16 protein-coding genes are annotated in these 15109 nt (G+C 66.6%); 4 read left to right on the forward strand and 12 right to left on the reverse strand.

The genetic code is table 11. From position 1 onward, the window contains the following. Window positions 1–52: 52 nt before the first annotated feature. The 7 genes from leuD to VJ109_RS00665 form a co-directional block, all read right to left on the reverse strand. Complete coding sequence (gene leuD / locus VJ109_RS00635; RefSeq protein WP_324758276.1) at window positions 53–697, reverse strand: 3-isopropylmalate dehydratase small subunit; 645 nt, start codon at window positions 695–697, stop codon at window positions 53–55. Next, complete coding sequence (leuC, locus tag VJ109_RS00640; protein WP_324758278.1) at window positions 694–2115, reverse strand: 3-isopropylmalate dehydratase large subunit; 1422 nt, start codon at window positions 2113–2115, stop codon at window positions 694–696. Before leuC ends, leuD begins: the two co-directional genes overlap by 4 nt. Before the next feature lie 36 nt (window positions 2116–2151). Continuing rightward, a complete protein-coding gene (gene ilvC / locus VJ109_RS00645) occupies window positions 2152–3174 on the reverse strand; it encodes a ketol-acid reductoisomerase (RefSeq protein ID WP_324758280.1) in 1023 nt (340 codons plus the stop codon). Next, complete coding sequence (ilvN, locus tag VJ109_RS00650; protein ID WP_276221111.1) at window positions 3167–3754, reverse strand: acetolactate synthase small subunit; 588 nt, start codon at window positions 3752–3754, stop codon at window positions 3167–3169. The genes ilvC and ilvN overlap by 8 nt, the downstream gene beginning before the upstream one ends. A gap of 14 nt (window positions 3755–3768) precedes the next feature. Beyond that, complete coding sequence (gene ilvB / locus VJ109_RS00655) at window positions 3769–5532, reverse strand: biosynthetic-type acetolactate synthase large subunit (RefSeq protein ID WP_324758282.1); 1764 nt, start codon at window positions 5530–5532, stop codon at window positions 3769–3771. A 336-nt stretch (window positions 5533–5868) separates the two neighbouring features. Continuing rightward, window positions 5869–7077, reverse strand: a complete 1209-nt coding sequence (locus VJ109_RS00660) for a LeuA family protein (protein WP_324758284.1) — start codon at window positions 7075–7077, stop codon at window positions 5869–5871. Window positions 7078–7156: 79 nt separating this feature from the next. Then, the gene (locus VJ109_RS00665; protein WP_324758286.1) at window positions 7157–7843 is read right to left on the reverse strand and encodes a VOC family protein; all 687 of its coding nucleotides are present in this window, start codon (window positions 7841–7843) and stop codon (window positions 7157–7159) included. 78 nt (window positions 7844–7921) lie between these two features. On the opposite strand from VJ109_RS00665, the gene VJ109_RS00670 reads away from it, so the two are divergent. From VJ109_RS00670 to VJ109_RS00680, 3 genes are read left to right on the forward strand one after another with little or no spacing between them, the layout of a single operon-like run. After that, entirely contained in the window at window positions 7922–8221 is a 300-nt protein-coding gene (locus VJ109_RS00670) for a DUF5779 family protein (protein WP_276221106.1), read from the forward strand. A 58-nt stretch (window positions 8222–8279) separates the two neighbouring features. After that, the gene (locus VJ109_RS00675) at window positions 8280–8960 is read left to right on the forward strand and encodes a hypothetical protein (protein ID WP_324758288.1); all 681 of its coding nucleotides are present in this window, start codon (window positions 8280–8282) and stop codon (window positions 8958–8960) included. A gap of 42 nt (window positions 8961–9002) precedes the next feature. Then, a complete protein-coding gene (locus VJ109_RS00680) occupies window positions 9003–9413 on the forward strand; it encodes a JAB/MPN domain protein-containing protein (RefSeq protein WP_324758289.1) in 411 nt (136 codons plus the stop codon). Here VJ109_RS00680 and VJ109_RS00685 read toward each other — a convergent pair whose 3' ends face one another. The 5 genes from VJ109_RS00685 to VJ109_RS00705 form a co-directional block, all read right to left on the reverse strand. Continuing rightward, window positions 9414–9623 (reverse strand): ribbon-helix-helix domain-containing protein, encoded by a 210-nt coding sequence (locus tag VJ109_RS00685; protein ID WP_276221101.1) that lies wholly within the window; start codon window positions 9621–9623, stop codon window positions 9414–9416. 36 nt (window positions 9624–9659) lie between these two features. Beyond that, complete coding sequence (locus tag VJ109_RS00690; protein ID WP_324758292.1) at window positions 9660–9818, reverse strand: hypothetical protein; 159 nt, start codon at window positions 9816–9818, stop codon at window positions 9660–9662. Between the two features lie 166 nt (window positions 9819–9984). After that, window positions 9985–11157: a M24 family metallopeptidase gene (locus VJ109_RS00695; protein WP_324758293.1), complete on the reverse strand. Its 1173-nt coding sequence runs from the start codon at window positions 11155–11157 to the stop codon at window positions 9985–9987. A 37-nt stretch (window positions 11158–11194) separates the two neighbouring features. Continuing rightward, window positions 11195–12397: an outer membrane protein assembly factor BamB family protein gene (locus VJ109_RS00700; protein WP_324758294.1), complete on the reverse strand. Its 1203-nt coding sequence runs from the start codon at window positions 12395–12397 to the stop codon at window positions 11195–11197. Further along, window positions 12394–13659 carry a PQQ-binding-like beta-propeller repeat protein gene (locus tag VJ109_RS00705; protein WP_324758296.1) on the reverse strand — a complete coding sequence of 422 codons (1266 nt, stop codon included), beginning with the start codon at window positions 13657–13659 and terminating at the stop codon, window positions 12394–12396. The genes VJ109_RS00700 and VJ109_RS00705 overlap by 4 nt, the downstream gene beginning before the upstream one ends. Before the next feature lie 92 nt (window positions 13660–13751). Here VJ109_RS00705 and aroA point away from each other — a divergent pair, with 92 nt between their 5' ends. Further along, the gene (aroA, locus tag VJ109_RS00710; protein WP_324758298.1) at window positions 13752–15047 is read left to right on the forward strand and encodes a 3-phosphoshikimate 1-carboxyvinyltransferase; all 1296 of its coding nucleotides are present in this window, start codon (window positions 13752–13754) and stop codon (window positions 15045–15047) included. Window positions 15048–15109: the final 62 nt, after the last annotated feature.

The following is a 15109-nucleotide window of genomic DNA, read 5'->3' on the forward strand; positions in this document are numbered from 1 at the left end:
GGTAGATGGATCTTGGCATCACGACCTGTGCTACCCGAAAAAACGGCCCGATTCAGTCGTCAGCCTCGACGTCGGACCGGGTCTGATCGAGATACGGCAGGTTCGCTGCCGTCTCCTCGATGGCGTTCCGGTTTGCCTTCATCAGCGCCGTGGTGTCCCAGATCCCCTCGACCAGCGCCTGCCGCTGGGCGTTGTCCACGCTGACGGAGATCTCGTTGCCGCCGTACCTGACGGTCTCGGCGGCCACGTCGACCTCGATCTCCTTGTCGGGGTTGTCGTCGACCCACTGCTGGAGCGCGTTGATCGTCTCGTGGTCCGCGGTGACCGTCGGGATACCGAGTGCGAGACAGTTCCCGGCGAAGATCTCGGCGAACCCTTCGCCGATGATCGCGTCGATGCCCCAGCGCATCAGCGCCTGCGGGGCGTGTTCGCGCGAGGAGCCACAGCCGAAGTTGTTGTTGACGACCATGACGTTGGCGTCCTGAAACCGCTCCTCGTTCATCGGGTGATCCTTCTGGTTGTCCTCGTCGTCGAAGCGCAGATCGAAGAAGGCGAACTCGCCCAGGCCGTCGAAGGTGACGACCTTCATGAACCGCGCGGGGATGATCTGGTCGGTGTCGATGTCGTTCCCGCGGATCGGGATGCCGCTCCCCTCGACGTAATCGACCTCGGGGATCTCTTCGGTAGCGTCGCTCATGCCAGGTTCACCTCCTTCAGGTCGCGCACGTCAGAGACCTCGCCGGTGATCGCCGCGGCGGCGACCATCCGGGGGTTCATCAGCACTGTCCGGCCGTCCTTGCTCCCCTGGCGGCCGACGAAGTTCCGGTTCGAGGAGCTTGCACAGGCCTCGTCGCCCTCCAGCTGGTCCTCGTTCATGCCGAGACACATCGAACAGCCGGCGTTGCGCCACTCGAAACCGGCCGCCTCGAAGATGTCCTTGAGCCCTTCCTCCTTGGCGGCCTGTTGGACCCGCTGACTTCCGGGGACGACGAACGCGCGTACGTCGTCGTCGACCTCACGACCCTTCACGATTCGGGCCGCGCGGCGCAGGTCGGGCAGCCGGGCGTTGGTACAGGAACCCAGGAACGCCACGTCGATGTCGTAGCCGTTCATGGTCTCGCCCGGTTCGACGCGCATGTGCTTCTGAGCGCGGCGGGCGGTGTCGACTTTGTCGTCGGCCAGCGATTCGGGCTCGGGAATCGGATCGTCGATGCCGATGCCCTGGCCGGGCGTGGTCCCCCAGGTGACGACGGGGTCCAGTTCGCCCGCGTCGATCTCGACGACATCGTCGTACTCGGCGTCCTCGTCGGAGCGGATAGACTCCCAGTACGGTTTGAGTTCCTCGAACTTCTCGGGGTTCTCCTGGAAGTAGTCGGTCTCTTCGAGCCACTCGTAGGTGGTCTCGTCGGGGTTGACGTAGCCCGCGCGAGCGCCGCCCTCGATGGACATGTTACAGATCGACATCCGGCCTTCCATCCCGAGGTCCTCGATAGCCTCGCCGGCGTACTCGTAGACGTAGCCGACGCCGCCTTCGGTCCCGAGCCGGCGGATGATCTCGAGGATGATGTCCTTGGCCTCGACGCCCTCGCCGAGTTCGCCGTTGACCTCGATCTTCCGGACCTTCTGTTTCTCCATCGCGATGGTCTGGGTCGCCAGCACGTCCCGGATCTGGCTGGTCCCGATCCCGAACGCGAGCGCGCCGAAGGCACCGTGGGTCGAGGTGTGGCTGTCCCCACAGACGATCGTCTTGCCGGGCTGGGTAATCCCTTGCTCTGGCCCGATGACGTGGACGATTCCCTGATTACCGGTCGTCGGGTCCGAGAACTCGATACCGGCGTCCCGGACGTTCTCCTCCAGTTCGGCCATCATCCGTTCGGCGGCGTCGTCGGCGTAGGGCCGGTCCTGGTTCGCCGTCGGGACGATGTGGTCGACTGTGGCGTGGGTCAGGTCGGGGCGTGCGACTTCGAGGCCGCGTTCCTGGAGCATCCCGAACGCCTGCGGACTCGTGACCTCGTGGATGAGGTGGAGGCCGACGAACAGCTGGTCCTGCCCGTTGGGCAGGGTCGTTACCTTGTGTCGGTCCCACACCTTGTCGTACAGCGTGCCGTTGCTCATGCTGTGGTCTCCGTTGTGGCGGAGCTACGTACGTGGTTAGTCATCTGCGGGTACTTCTTCGGATTCTTCCTCGTCGTCCCAGGCGAACAGTTTCCGCAGTTCGCCCCCGACCTGCTCGACCTGGTGGCTCTGCTCTGCGGCGCGGTACTGCTTGTAGGACGGCCGGTTGGCCTGGTTCTCGTTGATCCACTCCCGGGCGAACTCGCCGTTCTGGACGTCTTCGAGGATCTCTTCCATCCCTTCGCGGTTGATGACTTCCTCACCGCGGGTGAGTCCGCCGTACTCGGCGGTGTCGGAGACGGAGTTCCACATCTCCATGTTGCCGCCCTCGTACATCAGATCGACGATGAGTTTGAGTTCGTTCAGACACTCGAAGTAGGCCATCTCCGGCGCGTAGCCGGCGTCGACCAGCGTCTCGAAGCCGGCCTTGACCATCTCGGTGACGCCGCCACAGAGGACGGCCTGCTCGCCGAAGAGGTCGGTCTCGACTTCCTCCTGGAAGGTCGTCCCGATGACGCCAGCCCGGGTACAGCCAAGCGCCTTCGCGTAGGCCAAGGCCTCGGCTTCGGCGTTGCCGGTCGCGTCCTGATAGACCGCCATCAGGCCGGGCGTTCCCTCGCCGCGCTCGTAGGTCCGCCGGACCAGATGGCCGGGGGACTTCGGCGCGACCATCGTCACGTCGACATCCTCGTCGGGCTCGATCTGTCCGTAGTGGATGTTGAACCCGTGGGCGAACTGGAGGGTGTCGCCAGCCTCCAGGCCGTCCTTGATCGCTTCGTAGACCGCCGGCTGGATCGTGTCGGGGACCAGCATCACGACACGGTCGGCCGCGGCGGCGGCCACGTCGGGAGTTTCGACGCGCAGGCCGGCGTCCTCGGCCTCGGCCCACGAATCGGAGTCCTCGCGCAGACCGACGATCACGTCGATCCCGGAGTCGTTGAGGTTCAGCGCGTGGGCGTGGCCCTGTGAGCCATAGCCCAGTACCGCGACAGTTTCGGTTTCGATTGTCGATACGTCGGCGTCGTCGTCGTAGTAGACGGGTGCGGATATGTCAGTCATGTTTCTCCAGTGTCTTGGGACCACGCTCTAAGGCGGCGGCCCCGGTGCGAACGATCTCCTGTACGTCGAACTGCTCGAACGCCTCGACGGCGGCGTCGATCTTCTGTTTGCTGCCCGTGATCTCGACGGTCACCGAGTCGGTCGAGGCGTCGACCGCCTGGCCGTCGTACATCTCCGCGACGGCGTTGACGTCGTCGGGTTTCTCGCCACCCACCTTGATGAGCGCGAGTTCCCGCCGGAGCGCCTCGGGTTCCAGTTCCATCACCGAGACGACGGGCACGAGCTTCTGCAGTTGTTTCTTCGCCTGTTCGATACCCGGCCGCGGTTCCTCGATGAGGATCGTCATCCGGGCTATACTGTCGTCACTCGTCGGACCGACAGTGAGGCTTTCGATGTTGAACTGCCGTCGGCTGAACAGCCCCGAGACCTCGGCGAGTACACCGGGCCGGTGTTTGACGAGGGCCGAGAGCACGGCCTGTCGTGGTTCGTGAGTCGCTTCGGCTTCCGGGTCGACGCGAATCCCCTGGGAGTTGCGTCGTCCCTCGGGGCGCATCCGGTCGTGTGGCGCAGGGCCAGGCATTCCTCCAGTCATCGTTAGATCTCGTCCAGGTGGTCTTCGTTCAGTGCGAACAGTCCGTTGTCGCCGCCGCTTGGCACCATCGGGAAGACGTTCTCCCCGGGGTCGATGTGGGCGTCGATGACCGACGGCCCGTCGTAGTCGCGTGCGGCCGCGATCGTCTCTTCGACGTTCTCGTAGTCCTCCAGGCGGAAGCCGGCGGCACCGAAGGCCTCGGCCAGCTTGTCGAACTGCGGAATCCACGGGTACTCGGAGGCCATCCGACGACCCTCGTAGAAGCCGTCCTGCCACTGGCGGACCATCCCGACGGCCTCGTTGTTGAGGACGACGTAGGTGATGTCCAGTTGCTCACGGACCGCGACCGAGAGCCCCTGGACAGTCATCAGGAACGAACCGTCGCCGTCGAAACAGACGACCTCCTGATCGGGGGCAGCGAGTTTCGCGCCGATCGCGGCGGGCACGCCGTAGCCCATCGTCCCCAGGCCGTGTGAGGAGACCCAGGTTCGGGGTTCGGTGTACTCCCAGAACTGGGAGGCCCACATCTGGTGTTGCCCGACACCCGTACAGACGATGGTGTCGTCGTCGGTCACGTCCGAGAAGTGCTCGACGACGTACTGCGGTTTCAGCGGCTCGTCGTCGGGCGTATCGTAGCTCATCGGGTACTCGGCTTTCCACGTCTGGCACTGCTCGCGCCACTCGTCGGCGTCGGGCGCCCGCGGCATGGCGTCGAACAACTGTCGCAGGACCTGCCGCGCGTCGCCGATCAGCGGGTGGTCGGCGTAGATGTTCTTGCTGATCTCCGCCGGATCGATGTCGACGTGGATGATGTCGGCGTCCGGTGCAAACGAGTCGACGCCGCCGGTCAGCCGGTCGTCGAAGCGGGTCCCGATCGCCAGCATGCAGTCCGTGTTCGTGATCGCCAGGTTGGCGTAGCCGGTGCCGTGCATCCCGGCCCACTCCAGGGAGAGTTCGTGGTCCTCGGGGAAGCTCCCGATGCCGGGCATCGTCGTGATGACCGGAATCTCGTACTCCGTAGCGAACTCACGCAGGGCGTTGGAGGCGTTGGCCTTGATGACGCCGCCGCCGGCCAGGATGACCGGCCGCTCGGCGTCGGAGAGCGCTTCGGCGGCTTCCTGGACAGCCTCGTCGTCGGCCTCTTCGGGCACTTCGTAGGTATCGGGCGTTTCCGGCGCTTTCGGCTCTACGTCGGTCTCACCCTGGGTGATGTCTTTCGGGAGGTCGACCAGGGTCGGCCCCTGGCGGCCGGCGTCCGCGAGTGCGAACGCCTCGCTCACGTCGTCGCCGACGGTGTCGGAGTGGCTCGCGAAGTAGCTCTCCTTGGTGACCGGCTGGGTGATGCCGACGGTGTCGGTCTCCTGGAAGGCGTCGTTCCCGACGAACTCCGTGGGGACCTGGCCGGTCAACGCGATCATCGGGTCCGAGTCCATGTTGGCGTCGGCGATGCCGGTCACGAGGTTGGTCGCGCCCGGGCCGGACGTGGCGAAGCAGACGCCCGGTTCGCCCGAAACGATGCCGTAGGCGTCGGCGGCGTGGGAGGCGCCCTGCTCGTGGGCCATCGTCACGTGGGTGATATCGGAGTCGTACAGCGCGTCGTAGACGGGCATGATCGCCCCGCCCTGGACGCCGAAGATGTACTCCGCACCGGCGTTTTCGAGTGCCCGGACGACCGACTGTGCACCGGTCGTGACCGGTGCCTGTTCCTCGTCGGCCTCGGTCTCTGTCTGTTCGTCCTCTTTCGGAACTGATGCGCGTTCGCTCATGATGAGTGCCCTCCTGTGGGTCGGTCGGTCGTGGGTGTGAATGGAGTCTGCATTGTGGTGTCGCTGATGTCGGATCGAACCTCGATACAATCGGCGTCGGTGTGGGATGTAGTGGGGGCTATAGCGCCCCTACAATACCCTCGCCGAGAAGAACGGACGCGGCGCTGGGAGTCGAGCGGACTCGACGGCCAGCACGCGCTATCATTACGTACGATATCACTCCGCCCCGGATAATAAACGTTCTGTGAGAGGTGCTGACGAACGGCCCGGGACGGCGAGCGACGGGGCTTCACCCGCGGCTGCTGGCGTTGGACTGCGACCGACGAGGACATGGGCCTACGCCCGGACCTCCTCGGACTCCTCTTCGACGCCGACCTCCTTGGCGAATCGCTCCAGTTCGGTCATGGTGACCTGTTCCTCCGCGCCGAACTCCTTGACGCGGCGGGTTACCTCGCGGACTTCGGCGTCGGTCGGGTCGTAGCCGGCGTCGATCAGCCGTTCCCGCACGGAGTGAGCGCCCGTGTGTTTTCCGAGCACCAGTTCGCGCTCGGCGCCGACCATCTCTGGGGTCATGACGCCGGGCTCGAAGGTGTCGGAGTTCTCGATGACGCCCGCGGCGTGGATGCCGCTCTCGTGGGAGAAGGCGTTGCGGCCGACGACCGGCTTGTTCGCCGGCACCGGGATGTCGGACTTCTCCTCGACGATCCGGGACAGTTCGGTGATCCGGGTGGTGTCGATGCCGGTGTCGACATCGTACAGCGACTCCAAGGCCATCACGACCTCCTCGTAGGCCGCGTTGCCCGCCCGTTCACCGATGCCGTTGACCGACACCTGGGCCTGGCTCGCGCCCGCCTCGAACCCGGAGATGGCGTTTGCCGACGCCAGCCCGAAGTCGTCGTGCGTGTGCACGTCGATGCGAGCGTCGGTGTGGGCGTCGACCTCCTCGATGAGGTCGTAGAACCGCCGCGGCGTCGCGACCCCACAGGTGTCGGGGATGTTGATCCAGTCTGCGCCTGCCGCCGAGGTCGCCTCGATGACCTCCAGGAGGAACTCCCCGTCGGTCCGAGTGGCGTCCATCGGCGAGAACATGCACTCGACACCGGCGTCTTTGATCATCTCGACACAGTCGACGGCCGTGTCGAGCGCCTCCTGCCGGGTCGCGTGCATGGAATCCTGCAACTGTACGTCCGACGTCGAGACGAAGGTGTGGACCATATCCACACCGGAGTCTAAGGCCGCCTCGATGTCTTTCTCGACCACACGCGCCAACCCACACGTCGTCACGTGGGTAGCTTCCGCGATGTCGCGGACGGCCTCGAACTCCGCGTCGGAGTTGACGGGGAACCCTGCCTCGATGACGTGAGTCCCCATCTCGTCGAGGATCGCCGCGATCTCGCGTTTGTCCTCGTAGTTGAACGACGTGCGTGGCGACTGCTCACCGTCACGCAGTGTGGTGTCGAAAATCCGTGCGTCTGTAATCTCAGACGTGGAATCCAGTGTGCCCTGGAAGAACTCGATCCGCCGGAGATTCCGACGTGCCCTCAATGTTGGACATAATCACCCGTATCTGGTCGCTTCCGGTACTTATAGTTGTTCATCGGTCCCGGAGCTGTCGGCGACGGGCCTACTCACCGACCAGCGTCAGGTAGTGGCCGTCCGGATCACGGATGCGGACGCCCTCGTCGACTTCTGTCACCGAACGCGCACGGTCGGCTACCTCACGGGCGACCGAGTCGGGGGCCTCCGCGACGACGCCGAAGTCGACGTGGACGCCGCCGCGCGCGTCGGCGATCCCCAGCCGGGGCTCCCACAGTTCCAGGTCGAACGCGCCCGTCGAGAGCCGGACACGACCCTCCGCACGGCCGTCGTCGACGACCTCGAAGCCGAGGTCGGCGTAGAACTCGACGGCCCCAGCTAACTCCTCGACTTCGAGGACGAGTTCGAAGAGGTCCGAGACGCCCCCGGGCGCGTCGGGGCGCTCGCCCAACTCGACGCAGTTCCCCTCGGGGTCGTAGAAGTACAGCGACCGCTGGTCGCCGAAGGTGTGTTCGACGAGGTCGAACCGCTGCTCAAGGGCCTCGTACCAGTCGTCGTACTCCCCCTCGGCCACCATCAGCGCGTAGTGGGTGTGGAGCCCACCCCGAGGGACCTCGCCGGGCGCGCGCAACCGGAGGGCCGTCTCGCCGGCCGAGAGTACCGCCTCCTGCTCGGACTCGGAGACGACATCGAGTTCCAGGAACGCCTCGTAGAAGGCCGTCAGCCGGTCCGGGTCCTTCGCCTCTAGCGTGAGCCACGCCGGCGTCGAGAGCATACTCGGGTGTTTACCGCCCACGATGAAAACTGCCTCGGCGTGGGGAGGATTTTTCTCTCCGCCCGTCAACCCTCCCCCATGAGCGATTTCGAGGGGCTCGACCTACAAGCCGTCGAGGACCAGATGGACGAGGGCGGGGACGGCACCAACAGCGACCGCGTAGTGCTTGGCGTCCTCGACGGGACGACGCCCGACGCCGAGTGGATCGAGACCGTCGAGGACGGCGCTGTCCTCGTTCTGAACGTCGACGGGGACCTGAACCAACTGGCAGCCGGGTTCGCCCGACCGGTCAAGGAAGCCGGCGGGGAACTGATGCACTTCCGTGGGTTCCTGGTGGTCACGCCCCCCGGCGTCGAGATCGACTCCGACCGGCTCTGAGGCGGTGCGGTGCCATTGGGGTGAACGGGCTTAAGAGCCTCAAAGCCTCAGAGACAGTATGCCGATGAAAGGTTCGGGCACGGCGACGAGCTGGGAAGTGACGAACCGCTGGGATCGCGGGGCGAGCTGGTTCGCGTACCCACACGAGGAGATGGTGCGGGCCAGCCACGTCTTAGCGACCGAGGCCGGCGTGTTCGTCGTCGACCCGATCGACGCGGACGGGATCGACGACCTGTTCGCCGAGTACGGGGAGGTGGCTGGGACGGTCCTCCTGCTGGACCGGCACAAACGCGACACCGACACCGTCGCGAACCGCCACGACGTTCCCGTCTACGTCCCGGAGTGGATGTCCGGCGTCGAGAGCGACCTTGACGCCCCCGTCGAGCGCATCCACCGGCAACTTCCCGGGACCGACTACGGCGTCCACGAGCTACGGAACAACCCGTTCTGGCAGGAAGCGGCTCTCTACGGCGACGAGGACGACACGCTCGTCGTCCCCGAGTCCGTCGGGACCGCGTCCTTTTTCCTGGCCGACAGTGAGCGGTTGGGCGTCCATCCGATGTTGCGGCTGCTCCCGCCCAAGAAGCTCACACGCCTCGACCCGGACCGGCTTCTGGTCGGGCACGGCCACGGTATCATGGAAGACGCCACGGAGGCGCTGGCCTACGCTGTCCGCGGCTCCCGCAGTCGGACGCCGAGCCTCTACGCCAAGACGGTCAAATCGCTGCTCTTCGGGTAGGGTCGGCGACGGGGTTTTAGCCGTGCCACCCGAACGTCGACTGTGGTGTACGTCACTCGCGGTCTGGTCGAGACGCTGTTACAGATGGCGAGCGACGCGGAACCCGACTCCGTGACGATCTCGCTGGCGATCACGACGGCTGGGGAGCTTCCCGACAACGATCTCCCGCCGGAGACACCGGTGTTTACGGACTTCTATCTGCCCTCCGCGGGCAGTTCCGTCAATGCGGTCTTCGGGATGGACCTGGGGACGCCGGCCGGACAGACACAGGGTCGGTTCGTCTCCCATCCGAGCGGACGGATGGGCGTCGACGTGACCGACGATCTCCACGAGGTCGTCTTCGTTGGGATTCCACCGTGGACGGCGGACTCCTTCGGCGCGTACGACCGTTCGGGCCGCGAACAGACGGTTGAGGTCCTCGACATCGAACCGCCCGAGCGGTATCCGGCGTAGCTACTCCAGGTAGCCCAGGTCCCGCAGTTCGTCGGCGATGTCCTGGAACTCCGCTTCAGTGAGTTCGCCCTGGCGCTGGTGCTGGACGACGATGCTGCGCAACAGAAACCGGACGAGATCAGAGGTACTGGAGAAACTTGTCCCTTCGATTGTCTCGTCGACGCGGTCAGCGAGGTCTTTCGGGATCGAGACGGTCGTGTAGTCGGCCATGGTGGGGAGACGACCGCCCCAGCCAAATGCGTTCTGTTACTGTGGCTCGTCGGCTTCGGTGTCGAACTGGCCCATGGCGGCGGTACTGGTCGGCGAGAACATCATCGGCGCCCGGTCGCTCCGGTCGGTGTCGCCGAGGTGGGTCGTGGTCGGGTACGATTCGTCGTCGGTGGGTGTCGTGATTCGTGTCGTCATCCTGGGGGTCGTGTGGGTCGCATCGTGTAGTCGGTGGCCGGTTCGGGGCGTGTCGGCAGCGAGCGTACTTTGGGTACAAGCATCGGGTACCACCCACTTTCGGCCCATATATAATAAAAGTTCATGATGTATTCTGTGAGGGGTTCACACACCCCGTGATAACTATTCAGACGACCAGCGTCTGCTCGTACTCCGTGAAGTTCTCGTAGCCGTCCTCGGTGACCACGGCGATGTCCTCGATGCGGACGCCGCCGATCTCGGGGTCGTACAGCCCCGGTTCGATGGTGACGACGTGCCCCGGACGCAACTCCCCGCCGTTCGGCGAGAGTCGCGGGAGTTCGTGGACGTCCAGCCCGACGCCGTGGCCGGTGCTGTGGATGAACCCCGTCTCCGTCCGCTCGTCGCTTCGCAGCGTCGGTTCGCCGGCCTCCTCGTAAACGTCACAGACGGCGTCGTGGACATCCGCGCCCGTGGCACCGGGTTCGAGTGCGTCGAAGGCAGCGGCCTTCGCCCGCTCGGTCAGGTCGTACCACTCGCGGATCTCGTCGCTCGGCTCGCCACGCAGGAACGTCCGTGTCATATCCGCGTGGTACTTCGTGGATTTGTCCTGCGGGAAGATGTCGACGATGATCGGTTCGTGAGCCGACAGCGGGCCGCTCCCGCGGTCGTGGGGGTCTGCCGCGTCGGCCCCGCAGGCGACGATCGTCTCGTCCAGCGCACAGCCGTGGCGCAACAGCGTCACCTCGATCTCCTCTTTGACCGCCTCGCTGGTCAGCGCCTCGCCGTCCCGGACCAGCGTCCCGTCCTCGATGTCCGCGCCGGCGACGAGGTCCTCCGCGGCGGCCATCGCCGCCTCGTTGGCCCGCTGGGCCGTCCGGACGTGATCGAGTTCCGTCTCTGTCTTCGTCGCTCGGATTTCGGTGACCACACTGTCCGTGTCGGCGGTGACGGTCTTCCCCCGGTCCCGGAGCCCGTCGGCCGTCCGGAGCGGGAACCGCGACGGGACGGCCACCGACTCCACGTCGTAGCTGTCGAGAAACGCCGCGAGGACGTGCGAGACAGCCTCGTCGGGGCCGTGTTCCTCGACCAGCCGCTGGTGGTCGAAGTCGACGTACCGCTCGACGGTCTCGGCACGGGACTCCCGTTTCGCTCGACCGAACTCCAGGCTCCGCGGGAACAGCAGGTGTGTCTCGCCGTCGTACAGCGTCACGAACGGGTCCGGCGCGTCGAAACCCGAGAGATAATACTGGTCGGACAGCTCCGAGTCGGCGTCGACCAGGTAGCCGTCCACACCGGTCTCGTCGAGATAGTCGTCCAGTCGCGAGAGATCGGGGTCCATACCCACGTCTCGGAGCGTCGGCGGCAAAGAGCTACCGCTAGCTGAATCGCCCGATTCCGGTGTGGCCGGTCGTGTATACGGCCCCGTCGACCACCGCCGGACCGCTCTCGAAGTACGCCTCCTCCATCCCCCACGTCGCGAGCCGGTTACCCGTCGCGGGATCGAGTGTCACGAACCGGCCTTCGCGGTCGTCAGTGGCGGTGTACAGCCGGCCGTCACCGACGGCGACGCCGGCGTTGTAACCGCCGTTGAGGTCGGGTCTCGACCAACAGACCGTCCCGTCCGCGGCTGCGAGAGTATGGAGGGACTCCCCAGCCGTGACGTACACCCGGCCGCCGTCGGTGGTCACCGTCTCCGGCACCAGCCGATCGCCGTCCTCCGTCGGAAGCCGATAGCGCCACTGTCGGCTCCCGTCGGCGGCGTCCAGCGCGAGAACGACGCCGTCCCGGGAGCCTGCGAAAACCCGACCGCCGCCGACGCTGACGTTGGCGTCGATCCGGTCGTCGGCCTTGTATCGCCACCGCTGGCTCCCGTCGGCCGCCGAGAGCGCCCGGACGTAGGTATCGTTCCCGCCGACGAAGACGGTGCCGTCGGCGACCGCTGGCGTCACGTCCGACTCCAGTCCGGTCGCGTGTCGCCACTCCGTCTCGCCGGTCGCCAGGTCGAGCGCGTGGGTCGCGACACCGACCTGAACGTAGGCCGTCCCGTCGGCGATGACCGGGCGAGCGTCGAGGAGCCGGCCCCCGGTCTCCAATGCCGTCCACAGCGTCTCCCCGGTCGCCGCGTCGAGGGCTCTGACGTCCTGATCCGCGAAGTAGACAAGCGTTCCGTCGGCGACCGCCGGCGCACCCGGGAACTCGGGAACCCTCGTCTCCCAGCGCAGGTCTCCCGAGAACGCGTCGAGCGCCCACATGGTCGTATCCAGGTCGCTGACGTAGACAGTCCCGTCGACGACGATCGGCGTGTGGTGGCCGATCGCGGTCTCGAACTCGAAGGTCCAGTCGTGGTACGGCTCCGGCCCGGGCATCGCTCCCGCCGGGACCGTGGCGGTCCCCTGCCGACCGCCCAACCGTGTCGTCCACCCCGCCGTCGGCGAGACCGAGGGGTCGTACTCGGGGCACGACCCGACCGGATCGGAGCTGTCGGTGGATTCCGATCCGATGGCGGAACAGCCGGCACCACCCGCGATACCGGCAGCACCGATCGAGCCGAGCACCTCCCGGCGAGTCCGGTCGGTCATGCGAACTTCTGCACCCCCCGAACCGCGTGTGTCAGGTAGAGGCCGTCCGCCGTGACGGCGAGGTTCGCCATCGGGACGCGGTCGTACGGGTCGGTGAAGTACTCCCCCGAGTCGGCCCAGCTATCGGCGTCGCTCCCCCAGCGACGCGACCCGTCCTCCGGGTCGAACCCCGCCGCCCGGAAGTAAACTGTCCCGTCGGCGATCGCGGGGCGTGCCAGGAACGGGACGCCGTTGATATCGGTGGTGCGCTGTGGAACCGACTCGTTGACCACGCGCCAGCGCTCCGTCCCGTCGGCGGTATCCAGCGCGTAGAGGTTCTTCGCGGCGACGTAGACGCGGTCGCCGTCGGTCGCCGGCGGTCCGGCGCTGTCATAGCCCGTGACGAACTCCCAGTCGAGTTCCCCGGCGGCGTCGACCGCGGTGACGGTCCCGCCGTGGGAGAGGTACAGCGTTCCGTCCGCGAGAGCGAGTCCCCGAGGCCCCACGCCGTATCCCCTTTCGGACTGGAGTTCGAGACGCCACTCCCGCAGGCCGGAGTGGTCGAAGGCAGCGACGACCGATGTGTCTCGGTCACCGGTGCTGAACGCGGTGTAGATGCGTTCGCTGTCGACGGCCGGAACCGCCCCACGAATCGGGTCGTCGTCGCCAAGCAGTCCGTCGAGCGGGTTGCGCCGGGAGGCGGTCCAGCGTGCCGATCCCGACCGGTCGATACAGTGAAGCGCACCGCTCCCGTCGGGGACGTAGAACCTGTCCCCGAAGACAGCGGGGGTCAGCCCGGCCCCGTCGAGTTGGGCCGTCCAGGCGACTTCGCCGTCCTCGACCGCGAGCAGGCGGCCGTCGGAAGTGCCGACGACGACCGTCGAACCGACTATCGCGGGCGCGCCAGTGATCCCTTCGGTGACGGTGTGGGTCCACAGCGGGTCCCCGGTCTCGGGTGAGAGGGCGGCCAGGACGCTGTCGAGTCTGTCGGCGTCGAAGTAGCCCCTGGCCATCCCGGCGACGTAGACCGCGTCGCCGACAGCAGGCTCTCCGAGGTAGCCATACAGCGGCGGGTCCATCGCTTCGCGGTCGAGCGTCCACTGTTCGGTCGGGGCGTCGGGGCCGGCGGGTGCGTGACTGGTGCCGGCGGGGCCGTAGCCGGCGGCGGGCCAACGGTCTGTGGGCTGTTCGAACGACCCGGTGTACGTCGTGTCGCTCGAACAGCCGGCGACGGCGGTCGAGAGGGCAGTCGCACCCGCCGCGAGGAGGTCGCGGCGGCGCACACTCGACGATTACCGAGGCTGGGTGAAGTGTCTTCTGGGGGACAATCCCCGGGAACGGTAACCTCTTGTCGCCCGGCCGCAACGCCCCCAGCATGGACGTTACTATCGGCGAATCGACGGTCGACGGGACCGCACAGGCCCCGCCGTCGAAGAGCTACACGCACCGCGCGATCCTGGCCGCCGGCTACGCCGACGGCGCCGTGGTCACCGACCCGCTGGTCAGTGCCGACACGCGGGCGACGATGCGGGCTGTCACGGCCTACGGCGGCAGTACCGACCTCTCCGCGAACGAGCGAACCCTGACCGTCGAGGGCTTCGACGGCCGCCCGGAGACCCCCGACGACGTCATCGACTGCGCCAACAGCGGGACGACGACTCGCCTAGTCACCGCGACGGCCGCCCTCGGGGACGATCTGACGGTTCTGACCGGCGACGACTCCCTCCGCTCCCGCCCCCAGGGCGCGTTGCTCGACGCCATCGAACAACTGGGCGGCCGCGCCGAGAGCACCCGACGGAACGAGCAGGCGCCGTTGGTCGTCGGCGACGGGATCGACGGCGGCCACGTCGCGATCCCCGGCGACGTCTCCTCGCAGTACATCACCGCGCTGTTGATGGCCGGTGCGGTCACCGACGAGGGCATCGACATCGAACTGACGACCGGCCTGAAGTCCTCGCCGTACGTCGACATCACGCTGGAAGTGCTGGACGCCTACGGCGTCGACGCCGAGAAGACGGCCGAGGGCTACAGCGTCGCGGGTGGCCAGAGGTACGCTCCCGAGGGCGGCGAATACCACGTCCCCGGCGACTTCTCCTCGATCAGCTACCTCCTGGCGATGGGTGCGCTGGCGGCCGACGACGAGATCATCGTCACCTCGGCCGTCCCGAGCGCCCAGGGCGATACCGCCATCGTCGACATCCTCGAACGGATGGGGGCCGACCTCGACTGGGACGAGGACGCCGGCGAGATCACCGTCCACCGGAGCGATCTCTCGGGGATCGAGGTCGGCGTCGAGGATACGCCGGATCTCCTGCCAACCATCGCGACGCTAGGCGCAGCCGCCGACGGCGTCACCCGGATCACCGACGCCGAACACGTCCGCTACAAGGAGACCGACCGTGTGAGCGCAATGGCCGAAGCGCTCACGAAGATGGGTGCCGAGGTCGAGGAGCGCGAGGACGAACTGCTCGTCTACGGCGAGGATACCGACCTGCAGGGTGCGACCGTCGACGGGCGGGCCGACCACCGGATCATCATGTCCCTGGCGGTCGCTGGCCTCGTCGCCGACGGCGAGACGACGGTGACCGGTGCCGAACACGTCGACGTCTCGTTCCCGAACTTCTTCGACGTTCTGGAGAAGCTGGGAGCGAACCTCGTCCGCAGCGAGTGAGCGGTACGGAGCCGCGATCCTACTGTCTCACGCAGGGTGTACTGTTATCGCCCGCTATCTCG

It is taken from the genome of Haloarcula montana (genome assembly GCF_035666295.1).
GTDB classification, from domain to species: Archaea; Halobacteriota; Halobacteria; order Halobacteriales; family Haloarculaceae; genus Haloarcula; species Haloarcula montana.

Excerpts from the sequence above, each read along its gene's own strand:
- leuC (WP_324758278.1), bottom strand. The coding sequence starts at position 2,115 with ATGAGCAACGGCACGCTGTACGACAAGGTGTGGGACCGACACAAGGTA.
- VJ109_RS00690 (WP_324758292.1), bottom strand. The coding sequence starts at position 9,818 with ATGACGACACGAATCACGACACCCACCGACGACGAATCGTACCCGACC.
- VJ109_RS00665 (WP_324758286.1), bottom strand. The coding sequence starts at position 7,843 with ATGCTCTCGACGCCGGCGTGGCTCACGCTAGAGGCGAAGGACCCGGAC.
- VJ109_RS00685 (WP_276221101.1), bottom strand. The coding sequence starts at position 9,623 with ATGGCCGACTACACGACCGTCTCGATCCCGAAAGACCTCGCTGACCGC.
- VJ109_RS00670 (WP_276221106.1), top strand. The coding sequence starts at position 7,922 with ATGAGCGATTTCGAGGGGCTCGACCTACAAGCCGTCGAGGACCAGATG.
- VJ109_RS00700 (WP_324758294.1), bottom strand. The coding sequence starts at position 12,397 with ATGACCGACCGGACTCGCCGGGAGGTGCTCGGCTCGATCGGTGCTGCC.
- aroA (WP_324758298.1), top strand. The coding sequence starts at position 13,752 with ATGGACGTTACTATCGGCGAATCGACGGTCGACGGGACCGCACAGGCC.
- ilvC (WP_324758280.1), bottom strand. The coding sequence starts at position 3,174 with ATGACTGACATATCCGCACCCGTCTACTACGACGACGACGCCGACGTA.
- ilvN (WP_276221111.1), bottom strand. The coding sequence starts at position 3,754 with ATGCCTGGCCCTGCGCCACACGACCGGATGCGCCCCGAGGGACGACGC.
- VJ109_RS00675 (WP_324758288.1), top strand. The coding sequence starts at position 8,280 with ATGCCGATGAAAGGTTCGGGCACGGCGACGAGCTGGGAAGTGACGAAC.
- VJ109_RS00695 (WP_324758293.1), bottom strand. The coding sequence starts at position 11,157 with ATGGACCCCGATCTCTCGCGACTGGACGACTATCTCGACGAGACCGGT.
- ilvB (WP_324758282.1), bottom strand. The coding sequence starts at position 5,532 with ATGAGCGAACGCGCATCAGTTCCGAAAGAGGACGAACAGACAGAGACC.
- leuD (WP_324758276.1), bottom strand. The coding sequence starts at position 697 with ATGAGCGACGCTACCGAAGAGATCCCCGAGGTCGATTACGTCGAGGGG.